The organism is Acidithiobacillus sp. TH-A36 (assembly GCF_057473445.1).
Window position 1 is genome coordinate 1 of record NZ_JBYCKP010000702.1, and the last position, 13,118, is coordinate 13,118.

The following is a 13,118-nucleotide window of genomic DNA, read 5'->3' on the forward strand; positions in this document are numbered from 1 at the left end:
GACCACCTGGGGATAAAATGGCGGTGACCAGAATGTACGCTTTTCGGGGGTGCCCACGATCAGCGGAATCACTGCCCACGATCGCCGGAATACGCAGACAGACACATTGTGATTGAACTGTAACGAGTTGGGCTGCAACAAACCGAGAAAATGCAGCTTTTGGAACATGTGGACAGATGGTGAGCCCAATTAAATGATTGGCAGAACTAGCACAATGTAGTACGTGCTTGGACTGCAACCGTCTACTATGCGTCTACCAGCAACGAAAAAGGCACCTAGCAAAAAACGCTAAGTGCCTGTTTTATTTGGTGGGTTGTGAGGGGATCGAACCCACGACCCGCTGATTAAGAGTCAGCTGCTCTACCAACTGAGCTAACAACCCAAGGAAAACGCATTATAAGGATTTAGGGAAGGAAGGCAAGAGCCGTTAATAAATCTAATGAGCCACGCGTTGACGGAGACGGATGACGACCTCGACATTTTCCACTTCAGTTTCAGCGGGTATGTCAGGAAGCTTGCTGATTTGCAGGGAACTTGCAGGAATATCCTGTAATTGGCCGGTATCCACATGATAGAAGTGGTGGTGCATGGACACATTGGGATCGTAGAAGACCTTACCTGGTTCTACAATGACTTCACGAACCAAGGAGTGATCTGCAAATAAACCTAGTGTATTGTACACCGTAGCCTTGGAGACCACGGGATAATCAGCATTGACCCGCTGCATAATTTCTTCAGCAGAAAGATGGGCACACGAAGAGAAGAGGGCGTAGCCAATCTCCACACGCTGGCTGGTGGGATTAACGCCTGCATCTCGTAACGTTTCCAAAACACGCTGCTTATTCCAATCCTGATTGTCCATGTATGGTCCCTCTATAATTCTAAACTTGTTATAATTCTAGCTCTATCCAGTGATCAGGGGAAGACCTGGCTCTCATTTTGATAATGTGTTGCCGGATTATAAGGGGTAGTATCAATGGGGGGTGCCTTGTTGGTGAGCAGGCAAGTGAGTATTTCAGCTGTTGCCGGCGCATTGGTGAGGCCATAACGAAAATGACCGGCAGCAACATACAGGCCGTTCCAGCCGGGCAGGGGGCCTATATAGGGAACACTCTCCGGGCTGCCCGGTCGCAGCCCCGACCATTGTCTGATAATGCTGGAGCTAGTTAAACCAGAAAGCTGGTCACGCGCAAAATTCCACAATATTTGTCGTGCTAACGGCGTAACGGACTTGTCAAATTGCACGTTTTCACTGGTGCTGCCAGCTAGAATGAGACCATCCTGTCTTTGTACCAGGTAGTGATTATCTTGCATTACCATGGAATCGAGCATGCCTGGAGACCCTTGCAGTAGCAGCATTTGGCCACGTACCGGATAAATTTGTAGATGAATATCAATTTGCTCAAGTAATTTTCCGGTCCATGCCCCGGCTGTCACTATAGCCTTGTCTGAAGCTAAAAACCCCTGTTTACTTTCCACGCCGAGCAGTTGTTCGTTTTTATGTCTAAAGCCCGTGATTTCAGTATGTTCAAGTAATTTAATATCAAGCTGTCGACAGCGTTCGGCCAGGGCGGATAGCAGGCGGGGATTCCGCACTTGTGCTACTTCAGGGCACCAGAGGTTTTTTGGGGTTATAGCTTTGCCGCCAGAGATTTGCCAGTTCAGGCCCCAATTTTGTCCCCAATGGCCGATATCATCTGGTAAAACTTCATTTTCTCCGTCAATAATACGCAATCCAGATAGGGTCCACTGAGGATCAATATTGGTGAGAGAAGCTAACTCTGAAGAAAGAGCACGATGAAGTGACATACTATAAAATGACAGCCGAAGTAATTCTGGAGGATAATGCCAAGGATAAAGAGGACTGAGTATTCCACCACCAGCCCAGGATGCCTCCCGGCCAATTTGTCCCTGGTCCACAATGGTTACGGCAAAACCTGCCTCAGCAAGCCGAACGGCGGCAAGCATTCCAATGACTCCAGCCCCGATCAGGACGATGCTTTCTCGTTTTTTTAGCACCAAAAAGGCTCCATGATGATTTAAAAATCTATCCGATAAAATATGTTCGCACCATTCTGGGTGCCATTTTCAGTTTGTAATTCGATATGCTTACTCACCCGATAACGCAATCTGGCAACTGTTCCGTTTCCCATCACCGATTGTCCTACGCTCAGATATAAATCTGGTGTCAGATAATGCCCCAAGGTAACCATGGCTCCAGACAAACCTTGTTGACCGTTAGAAGTTACGCCAACATCAATACCACTATTACTCAGACTATTTCCGAAAAGCGCTGCACGACTGGCAGAAAAGAGGGTGCCTGCCGCAGCCGAAAGTAATTCATCCTGATTACCCAGACCACTTGAAGGTGTGCCGAGAAGCAGATAAGACAAAATATCGGCCTGAGACATGGATGGACTGGAATAAAGATTCACTTGTGGTACCTGTAAAGTCCCTGTAACCTGAACACCAGCTTTCACCGGCGTATTATCCACGGCAAAACTGTCAGAGTTTTTGATGGTGCGTACCGCGAGTACATCCAGATTAGCCTGATTGGCTGCCCCATGGAAGTTGATAGAGCCTCGTTCAAAATCCAGGCTATGACCATAAATATCATAATGACCATTTACCATGCGCAATATTCCTTTAACAACAGGACTATGTCCATCCTGCATCCTGACATCCAGTGCCCCAATCAAATCGGCTCGTAAGCCACTGATAAAAACTTTAGCATCATTGCCTAGAGTGACCTGCAAATTCACACTTAGAGCAGGGCCTGCATTATTTTTCTTGATATTTTTAACAAAAACCACATCACTGGAAGGTTTTGGTCCGTTAAAATCTGTACCAAGAATACGCAGGCGATTCGTATGAATGGCACCCCCAATATTTATTTTTTGTAAGGTTCCATCAATATGAAGATTGGGGCTAACGGCCGCCTGTACTTGAGGAAGATTCAAGGCCGTAAATTCATGGCCAGCTATGCTCAAGGCAAAATGTGTTTCGGGTCGCATGTAGATGGCACCGTTTCCTGAAATACGACCTGTTCCCGAAGTTGCGTGCATGTCACTGATTTGCAACTCTTGACCATTGCCTAGCAGTTTGGCCCCAACATCTTGTAAATCGAGCCCGGCTTGCGGAACATACAAGCCAAGACCTTGTAACTCAGCAGTGCCGTGCCATTTGGGATCTGCCCATGTTCCGGTGAGATCTCCTTCTATATTGCCACTACCTTGGGCACGCATTTTCAGAGTTCCAATGGGCAAAGCCGCAAAAAGAGGAGCGCCCAGTTTTGCCTGAACGGTCGCTTGAAGTGCCGCTTGCTCATTCCATCGCCAGGGCAGGGAGAGGGTAACCGGACTATGCAGGTAAATTTGCGCAGAGCCCCAATTTTTTGGCAATACCAGGCGAGATGTTAAGGTTAGATTTTTGGGTTGCCAACGCACCTGGCCGCTGAACTTCTGCAAATCAATGGATTGAGATACGTTATCAGATAACCAGTGCAACTGGGTTTTCTCAAAATCCCAGTTACCCTCAGCATGACAGACACCATGACATTGTGCCTGTAAATGGGTGTTTAAATATCCATCAAGAGATATATCATTATTTTTTTGGTTAAAATCCAACGGAAGAGATAAAATATTCAAATTTAAACTCGCCAGGTTTTGCGCTGGGTTAAAAAGTCCTTGAGCGCTGATCTTTGATCCATGAGTATCATTGAATACGAGTGGGCTGATTCGAATGACACCGGAATTCCAGGATAAGTTCGAAGGATGCTCCAGTTGCCAAAGTCCGAGGCGCTTGCTTTGAAAATGGCTTTGGTTTAATAACAGATTCCATGTTGAATGAGAATGTTTGACCAAACTAAGTAGAGTAAATTGATTACCACCTGCTTGCCCTTCAATATCCATTCCAAATTGCGCCAAAGTGCCATGAGCTTGTGAATGCAGGTTGATCAGATATTTTTTGTATTCTGCACCTTCCATCTGCAGATTGGCTTGCAGGCTATCATCAGTAAGAAGAGAGGCTTGGGCATCAACTTTTCGAATTGCAATCCCCGAGTAAAGCAGTTTTTGGGCATGAGCTTTTATACTACCAACCCAGTTATGATCAGACTGCGCAATCCATCCGTGGGCACTTGTTGAACCACGGGCATCAGGTGTTAACATTCGCCAATTTTCAACATTCAAAGAAAATGATAGATGTTTCTGCAAATTTCCAGAAGCATTGATGGTTAACCCTGGCCCACGAATATTCGCCTTTTGCAAATCCCACTGACTACCAGAGAATTTCAGATCTGCATTACCCACCAAATTGGTTTTATATATTTGACTAGGTAACACCTGCAATTGGAAGTGTCCATTCGTGCTTTTTTCTGCTTGCGCAGCATTTATGATCATATTACAGGACAACTGGCCGGGAACAGTAGGGAAAATAAGTTGATTTCGTAAACCTCTAATCCGCAATTCACCCTGAACACTTATCAACGGTTGCCAATCTATTTTTAATTTTGCAGGTAGCAGTTTCGCACCAAGCATGTTCCCCGTGTAATCATATTGTAGGCCGGTATTGCTACCTTCAAGATTCCCTTGAATACCACCAAATTTTGGCGATCCATTCACCGCAAATGCACCAATATAATGATTAATTTTCCCATGCAAGTGTATTTGCAATGACAAAGGACCGGTCGGTACAGACTTCGGTATATCTTTAACTACGATGTTGCTCAGTTTTCCATATACCGTAAAGTCACCAGCACTATTCTCTGGAAGATTTATTTTCCAGAAGCCGGTGGTAGTTTTGCTGAGAGATGGGTTTTTTAAGTCCATGGAATTCAATACAATTTGGTGCGGGGCAATCTGAATCAGGCTGCTGATGCTATTCAGTGAATTTTTCTGATTAAATATTAGCTTAATTGGGCCACCAAATGTATTGTCGCTTAATCCATGCCATGCGGCACTCCAAAAGAGGTTCGTATGTGCAGGGGAGGGCTCAATCCAGTCCCCCGTGGTGTTAAGGCTTCGTTTTTCCATTTGGACTTGCGCTGAAAATTTCAACTGACCAGCGGAAAGATGTGCTCTGAGTTCGTCAATATGAATATTTCCACGATTCCATGAGATATTTTTAAGCGTACCATCCGTTAATCTAAAAGTATTTTTCTGTCCTTGCCACACCTGTAATTTTTTAATAGTAGTTGGTCCAACACGTATTACGATGAATCGCGACCACAGCGGTAAGGCTGGCCAAGCAAGATTCAGATTACTGGGCTTTGAGGAAGATTTTGGTAAATGTAGTTGAGCATTAACAATTTTAAGGTCTGCAACATCCAGCTCTCCCCATAATAAATGACTAGGATGCAATGCCCACTGCAACTTTTGAGCGGTAAATCGGGAAGATCCGCCGTACCAGTTCAGCTCTGATATTTTCAAACCATCCATTAAATTTCCACTGATTTTTTTTGTACTTAAATGTGAAACTTGAGCCAATGCCCAGCATGCACCGTTATTGGTATTCAACAACCAAAATAGGGCAGAAACAATAATCCATACCGTACAGATAAAAAATAAAATGGCCAGGTTTCTGAAGCGCATCACAGGCTAAATCCCACTGAAAAAGCAATCCGTACAGCCGGAGCCTTAGGATTCACTAAGGGATGTGCCAGATCAAAATGAATGGGTCCCACTGGAGAATACCAACGGAAACCAAGTCCTACATCCTGAAGTATGTGCACATTCGAGAAGCTGTTAAAAGCATTGCCCGCATCATAAAAAACAACAACCGCCCAATTTTTGCTGACAAAACGTTGAATATTAAAGCCAGCCACTGCCAGCATTCTGCCACCTTCGACTGCGCCATCGCTATCTACCGGACCCTGTGACTGAAAGGCGTAACCGGGTAGACTGTTTTGTCCACCTGCAAAAAAACGCAAGTTAGGCGGTAAAACACTAATGGGGCCATTCAACCACATCGCACCCACTTTGGCTCTTGTACCTATGACCCATTGCCGGTTAATACGTACATTCCAGCTTCCACGGGCACTGAATCGTACAAAATTAGCGGTGCTCCCCCATACTTTACTGGCGCCTTCGGCGCGAGCCGTCAGCGAGTAACCGGATATAGGTCTTAATATATTGCGAAAATCCTGAATTGTATATTGTAGGGAAGGGTAAATATAAAAACTGTTATTCACTTCATCTGCGACCGTATAGTTAGCTTGTTCCAAATTAACCAGGGCTTCCAGTGTGGTGGTTTTATTGCGGCTATTGTCATCACGCAATGACCACTGTCGCCCAACACTCGCCAGTATTTCATTACTATCGTAAGCAGTGAGAGTTTGATTCTGATAGCTGGCTTGTGCAACATATTCAGATCCTATATTTTTTCCAATAGGCCATTTATAAAGTATGCTGGCGTTTCGGTTAAGTTGCGCCGCCAAAATAGAAACGCGCACATGCTGAGCTTCATCAAAAGCATTGTAATTATCATAAATCAATGCTGCATTAGGGCCAATATCGGTACTATAACCAGCACCAACCTTAATATGTTGTGCTGGCATACTTTTCAAATTAATGCTTACAGGCACGAGATTGTTTTTTTCTGCGTTCAAGTCAGCCTGAACTGAGATGTCTGAAAAACGATCCGCGTTACGCAAATTGCTTTGGGTCACCGCCAGGGCTGCAGGTGCGTACCAGTCTCCTTCCTTGAAAGAAACATAACGCTCAACAAACCACCGAGGATAATGCTCTGCACCATGTACAGTGATAGAACCAAAACGAAAACGAGGTCCGGTATTTAGCCATAGATAAATATCCGACCAAAATTCTTTTTTATCGATTAATATTTCATGGCGAGTATATTCTGCTTTAGCGTAGCCTTGTCTATTTAACGCTTCTAGTGCTTTACCTTTCCACTCTTCATACTCGATTTGATCAAGCACAGCCCCATCTTTTAATGGAAAAACCTTGAAAAGATGAATTAAGGATGGTGTGTTACTGCCTGATCCAGATTTTTTGAGGTCTATTTTTCGAACAATAACTGGCTTACCTAGTGAAATTGAAAATTGCAACAGATAATTTTTGGGACTGATAATTTTTTTACTGACTTTCCATGTTGCGTCGTAGTAACCATAAGCCTGTAATGCATCTTTCAGCCGAAGGCTGGCAGACATTTCTGTTTCTTCAAGGCGATCCGCCTTGTCACCAATGGTCACAAGAGGTAAGGCTTTGTTCAGCTTATCCGCTATCGAAGCAGGAACATCCTCAAAGCCAAAATGCACGACATCGGCCAGTGCCGGGACCGAAAAAAATCCCAGCAACAAGACGAAAGCCCCCTTGAATCTTGACGAGGCTCGACTTTTATATTTTAAGTAACATTCTTTTTTTATGTGTACTTTTTTCAGAAGTCCCCCTGCATCTCCATGTGCTGGCCCCATCCTGTTGACCATGATGATTCTAACATGATTTTCTGCAAATGCAGGGGAGCGGGAACCCGTTCAGAATGGTACTATTTTTCTCTATCGAAAGAAGAGGTATTTTGGTGGATTTCCCGATACTGGGTGACCACAATGTCCTGATTGGTGCTTTTGCGCATTTTACGTTTTTGCCACCAGAGGAAAACCATGCCGCTTGCACCCAAGATCGCCACCGCAATAAATGCGAAAATAGCGAAAAAAAACAAACCAACCAATAAGACCATACCGACCATTACGGTCAACAAACGCACCCACCAAGGTGCCCGATTACCTGGAAAAGAGTAGTGTGTCATCGCGCTCCCTCTGAAATCACTTAGTTACATTGTGGGACCATGATCCCTGATCGAAGTTCATTTCATAATTTTACATAATAAACATTATACGAACCAAAAAACTCAGGCATACACTAGCCATACACGTCTTCCATCCAGATAGACAAAAGCTTTTTGTCCAAATTGACGAGCACGCTTGGCTGCCGCTGACTCATTCATAGCAAACACAATCAGACTTTCCTCCCACCATGCATCAACACCGCAACAGGATCGTAAGAATCGATAGCCCTTGGCATCCAACAATCTGACCAAACGAAGTTGTCTTTTTCTGTTTTGCCATGGACTCAATTGCTCTGACTGCGGATTCCAGGCCGTAATAATTGCAGCACGCACTCCATAAGCCTGGCCACCGATATGGAGGCTAAACTGACCGGGAAGCAGATAATGACTGTTTCGGTAGACCGCATCCAAAGCATCTGCGGCGAGTTTATGAGTCTCTTGCAGGCGATAATTGGTTTTTCCCCAGGATGATGTCGCGCACGACTTGGTCCACCCGGGCTCTGGCCTCAGCCTCCGTGCCCTGGAAATGATCGACCATAATCGCAAAGACATAAGCTTCCCCTGACTTATTGCGGAGTAATCCGGCGAGCGTGACTGCATTGCGTAAAGTTCCTGTCTTGGCTCTTATGGTGCCTTTTGGCAGATCAAGAAAACGATGCCTCAAAGTGCCATCTACTGCCGCAACGGGCAAAGAATCACGCCAGATCTTGCCCCAGGGTTGCTGATAAGAATACGCCAATGCCGTGACTAAATCTTTTGCACTAAGGCGATCTAGCCGCGATAAACCGGAACCATCCACGAGCTGTGAAGACGCATTGTTCAGTAGGCCTGATTGTAGTAACCAGTCATGTAATCCCTGCATGGCAGAGGCACGACTGCCATCACCTCCTCGACGCAGATCCGCATCTCTCAGTAAAACCTCTACATGCGTATTTTCACTGACTTTGTTTGCTACGGTTATCTCTTCTGCAAGCGACGGTGACACTCTTTCGGCAAGAACCGTAGTGCCTGGATATCTGCTACGCCAGTCACCCGGAGAACTTGGGCGACGATCAACACTGATTGTTGGTCCAACCACTATCCCCTCCTCTTCTGCAGCTTGCCGCAGGGCTAATGCTGCAAAATAAGCTGGATCGGGTTGAGCCAACAAGGCAGAAAAATTTCCAGTATTGGCACGTACGCTACCAATAAGCTGATATTGGTTTCCGGATTGAATGAGCTGAACAGGTTGTTCTTCTCCTTGCTGAGCAACGGTTTGCACCTTATTAATGATGGTGTTCAGTGGATTGGGCTTAATTTTTACTGTGGTGAGTCTACCCGCCCGTCGTGCGGGAAGCAGATCAACACTGACCATGGCGTCATTGAACATCAATGCGCTGACCGGCGCTCCATACCAAAAACGCTGATCATCTGTCGTCCAACCTGGTATATGGTGATCTTCTGGAAACTTTCCAGCATCCACGACCATACCGTCGGGAACATAACGAACGCCCCGTGCGAAGAGACTTTTGGCGATGCTCCGCATCGGCAGCATAGGATCACCGCGCTTGGTTTTTTCTACAAACGGAAAGTGTCGACCGGAAATATCGGGATCTCCATCGCCCAGCACAATCAGTGGTCCAGTTACTGTGCCGGTCGGTTTAACTGTTCCTAAAACCAGAGTATGTTGCCTGGCCTCCGCCCCTAATACCTGCAAAATATAGGCAGTTGTCAACAATTTGGCTGTCGATGCAGGCAATTGACTATGCGTAGCTTCCTGATTCAGCAAAAGGTGGGCATCATGAATGCTGCGCAGTGCAATACTCCAATGCTCGCCATTGGCGCTGGACTCATTATTTCCATTAGTTTCCGCCTGGCTGACTCCGCACAGTCCCAGCATCCCCAAAAATAAACCCAAACTAATCATGTCTATCAACCAGTCTGATGTTTTTTCCTTCGACCCATTAAGCAACATGTCTAACGCTCCTTTTTGATTATTTTATATTGGTGATTTCTTGTCCTGATAGAGCTTGTCCGGCATCCCTATTGCCAGTAAAAGGCTGGGGATCGCGGCCACAAATGCCAAAAGAAAAAATTCGACGAATCCAACTTTTGCTGCAAGAAAGCCACTAAAACCTCCTACTACGGTGGCCGCCACAGACATCAAAGCCGAACCGATGGCAAAATGGGTGGCTTGATAATTTTCCTGACAGCGTTGCATTAAAAAAACCATAAGTACAGCCGTACCCAATCCGGCTGAACCTTGTTCAAAGGCGATGGTGACGCCCACCCACCAGATAGATGGATCTGCCCAGGCCAGCCAGGCATAGGCTGGTATGGCCAGAGACTGAATTAAGGTAAGCGGAAAAAGGGCTCTTTTTAAACCCCAACGCGAAATAATGAGACCACCCAGTAATGCCCCTCCAATACCAGTCACCGTACCGACACTGCCAGTGAGAATTCCGCGCGCAATTAATCCGTAACCCAGATGGTTCAGGAAAGGGGTAACCATGGCGAACATCATGGCATCCCCGGCTCTAAACAAGAGAATGAAGGCCAAAGCCCAAACAATGCCAGGCTGCGCCAAATAGGTTTGAAAAGCTTCACGTACTGCTGCCCAACGATGACCGTGATGCTGCATATTGGTGGGTGGCGGTGCTGGCAGTATCCATTTATGAAAACCGGCCAGTCCCCACATCATGGCTGCAGCAGTCAAAAAACAGGCTGTCCATGATATCCATCCTGCTAAAATGACGAGTGCGCCATTACCTACCAGCATCGCCACCCGATAAGCGGCCACCCTAAGCCCTGAAAAACCCGCCTGATCAGCCGTATCAAGGGTCTGAATATAATAACCATCGACAGACATATCGTGTGTTGCTGACATGAAAGCCATCAGAATAAAAATTTTCGCAGCAAGATCCAGATTAAGATGTTGTGCGGGCCAAATCAGCAAGGCGGCTACAGCCCCTAAAATTAACTCCATGACTACCAGCCAGCGTTTTTTATTTCCGAATAAATCAATGACTGGACTCCAGAATAGTTTCAGATTCCAGGGCAGTCCAAAAAATGAGAGCAAGCCAATAACCTGAAGACTGGCACCTGCATAAGTAAAAAACTGCACAGAAACCTGTTGCACCAAAGAATAGGGCAATCCTTCGGCATAGTAAGTACTGGCAATCCAGGAAAGTTTTTTAAATTTTATACCCACAGCATTTTCCATATAAAAAACCCCCGCTGGGCGGGGGTTTTAACGGGCCTGAAAAATGTCAGGCTGATTTCGGCGGAGCAATAGGCTTTTGCGCCAGTACCCAGGCAGCCAACTCTTTAGCCTGAGCCGGTGTCACGCTTTGTGCTGGCATCGGCATTCCACCCCATACACCCGATACACCGTGTTCAATGGCATGACTCAGGGTGTCAACCGCCTTGGGATTACCCTTGTATTTATAGGCAACCCAAGCAAAAGCCGGCCCAACAACCTTGGCTTCCACCTGATGACAGGCAAAACAGCCCTTGGCTTCTGCCAGGGATTTTGCTTTAGCCATCTGATCCGTATTCATAGTGGCCCCTGATGCAGCCACTTTCACAAAGTGCCCGCTCCCTCCCTGCACATCAAAACTGGATGGCGAGGTGGTAGATCCAGTGCTGTCATCACTTTGGGTAGATCCAGAACCCTGGTCACTATTCATGGCCGAGCTGGTAGCAGAGCTATCACTGGGCGCGGTGGTGGACTCTTCCTTCTTGGCACAGGCTGCAGCGAGAGTTACTACACTGGCGAGTACCAGAAGGCGCATGACTGGGTTGATATTGCGTACGTTCATCATAAATACGCCTCCTCTTTTTTCTGGTTATGGACTACCCTTGTAACAACTTAGTCTGTAGAGGCACCGGAGCTGTCGCTGGCAGCCGTATCCGAAGAATCGGCACTGCTGGTGTCAGCTGCAGCACTGCTGTCAGCACTGGTATCGGGCGCAGCTGATTCCATAGGCGCAGCGGCAGCACTGGTGTCAGTGCTGGTCGTGCTTGCCGGAGCAGCAGATTCTGTCGTGGTGGTTGCACTACTATCCGCCGCAGCGGTGGTGTCTTCTTTCTTGGCGCAGGCCGATGCCAGAGCAATGGCGCCAGCAACCAGAACAATACGGGCAACAGGTTTGATCTTAGCGATATCCAACATTTCTTTCACTCTCCTAAATAGTTAATACAGGATGACAGCTTCAGTTACACATCATTTATAGCGCAAATGACCATACCATGTTAGCACTAATTTTTCCCATGCCAAATACCGGTCCTGCACCCTGGGCGGATAGTGAGCTCCAAGACTGACTCGCCCGGATACTCAAAAACACTTGGTGATCGCGGTATATTATGTATAATAATGTGCTATTATATTTATATAGGGCGACTCAAATGCAAGCAGATCCAGGAAAGCAATATGATGCCTTGAAATCACTTAAAATTCAAACGGTTCGTCAGTCTATTCGGCCGGAATGTTATCAACGCGATATCAGCAAGGCTTTGTTCAGTTATGCTTTTGACGCAGGGCTTTATCTAGCGGCGATTACTGGCATATTGCTGATCCACCATTGGTGGGCACAGCTGCTGCTCGGCCTGGTGGCAGGATCTGCTGTTGCTTTCATGTTTGTCTGGGCCCACGATGCCGCGCATGGCGCCTTATTTGAAAATCGGCACCTGGCCGAGGTATTGGGCACACTGTTCATGTTGCCTTCCTTCAATATGTATCGCCTATGGGCTTTTGGACATAATCGCGTGCACCATGGGTTTACGAGTCTGAGCCCCATTGACTGGATCTGGAAACCATTAACCCCCCGGGAATATCGCCAAAAAAACATCTTTCAAAAATGGATATATCGACTGGAGCGAAGCCCTTATACCTGTGCCTTGCATTATCTGCTGCGCGTATGGTGGCCCGGAATGGTGCGTTTCAAGGCAGATCAGAAAAACAGGCGCGCATTTACCTTAAGTAAAATCATGACTGCACTGTTTTTCATGGTATTTTCGGCATTTTCCTGGTGGGCGGCAGGTCCCTTGGGCTTTATCGCAGCGGTGCTGCTCCCCTTTCTGGTTTTCAATTACTACATTGCCCTTTTTGTTTATCTGCATCACACGCATCCTGACATTCCCTTTTTTATGGAAAAAGAAGAATGGAGTCAGAGTGTTGGCCAACTATATTGCAGTACGGTCGTGCGTTGTTCAAAAATCAGCGAAATGCTTATTCATAACATCCTGATTCATGCGCCGCATCATGTAGATCCGCGTATCCCCTATTATCATCTTGAAGCAGCTTATGAAGACCTGCGCTCGGCCTATGGTATCTA

General features: G+C 46.5%; 11 protein-coding genes and 1 tRNA gene. 1 reads left to right on the top strand and 11 read right to left on the bottom strand.

Going from position 1 to position 13,118, the window contains the following annotated elements; translation table 11 throughout:
• Positions 1–306: 306 nt before the first annotated feature.
• From AC2VLY_RS17465 to AC2VLY_RS17515, 11 genes are all read right to left on the bottom strand, one after another.
• Positions 307–382, bottom strand: a tRNA-Lys gene (locus AC2VLY_RS17465).
• Between the two features lie 54 nt (positions 383–436).
• On the bottom strand, positions 437–862 hold the full coding sequence (locus AC2VLY_RS17470) for a Fur family transcriptional regulator (protein ID WP_010639029.1): 426 nt from the start codon (positions 860–862) through the stop codon (positions 437–439).
• A gap of 53 nt (positions 863–915) precedes the next feature.
• A complete protein-coding gene (locus tag AC2VLY_RS17475) occupies positions 916–2,019 on the bottom strand; it encodes an NAD(P)/FAD-dependent oxidoreductase (RefSeq protein WP_486893030.1) in 1,104 nt (367 codons plus the stop codon).
• 20 nt (positions 2,020–2,039) lie between these two features.
• Positions 2,040–5,591 carry a translocation/assembly module TamB domain-containing protein gene (locus AC2VLY_RS17480; protein ID WP_486893038.1) on the bottom strand — a complete coding sequence of 1,184 codons (3,552 nt, stop codon included), beginning with the start codon at positions 5,589–5,591 and terminating at the stop codon, positions 2,040–2,042.
• The gene (locus AC2VLY_RS17485) at positions 5,591–7,432 is read right to left on the bottom strand and encodes an autotransporter assembly complex protein TamA (protein WP_486893031.1); all 1,842 of its coding nucleotides are present in this window, start codon (positions 7,430–7,432) and stop codon (positions 5,591–5,593) included. Before AC2VLY_RS17485 ends, AC2VLY_RS17480 begins: the two co-directional genes overlap by 1 nt.
• A gap of 71 nt (positions 7,433–7,503) precedes the next feature.
• Complete coding sequence (locus AC2VLY_RS17490; protein ID WP_193649320.1) at positions 7,504–7,764, bottom strand: hypothetical protein; 261 nt, start codon at positions 7,762–7,764, stop codon at positions 7,504–7,506.
• A gap of 102 nt (positions 7,765–7,866) precedes the next feature.
• The gene (locus AC2VLY_RS17495; protein ID WP_193649321.1) at positions 7,867–8,214 is read right to left on the bottom strand and encodes a DUF3293 domain-containing protein; all 348 of its coding nucleotides are present in this window, start codon (positions 8,212–8,214) and stop codon (positions 7,867–7,869) included.
• 16 nt (positions 8,215–8,230) lie between these two features.
• On the bottom strand, positions 8,231–9,757 hold the full coding sequence (dacB, locus tag AC2VLY_RS17500; RefSeq protein WP_486893033.1) for a D-alanyl-D-alanine carboxypeptidase/D-alanyl-D-alanine endopeptidase: 1,527 nt from the start codon (positions 9,755–9,757) through the stop codon (positions 8,231–8,233).
• Between the two features lie 24 nt (positions 9,758–9,781).
• Complete coding sequence (locus tag AC2VLY_RS17505) at positions 9,782–11,005, bottom strand: MFS transporter (protein ID WP_486893034.1); 1,224 nt, start codon at positions 11,003–11,005, stop codon at positions 9,782–9,784.
• 46 nt (positions 11,006–11,051) lie between these two features.
• The gene (locus AC2VLY_RS17510; RefSeq protein ID WP_486893035.1) at positions 11,052–11,606 is read right to left on the bottom strand and encodes a c-type cytochrome; all 555 of its coding nucleotides are present in this window, start codon (positions 11,604–11,606) and stop codon (positions 11,052–11,054) included.
• A 47-nt stretch (positions 11,607–11,653) separates the two neighbouring features.
• Complete coding sequence (locus AC2VLY_RS17515; RefSeq protein WP_486893036.1) at positions 11,654–11,956, bottom strand: hypothetical protein; 303 nt, start codon at positions 11,954–11,956, stop codon at positions 11,654–11,656.
• A 233-nt stretch (positions 11,957–12,189) separates the two neighbouring features.
• On the opposite strand from AC2VLY_RS17515, the gene AC2VLY_RS17520 reads away from it, so the two are divergent.
• The coding region (locus AC2VLY_RS17520) for a fatty acid desaturase (RefSeq protein ID WP_486893037.1) at positions 12,190–13,118 on the top strand (929 nt) is incomplete at its 3' end.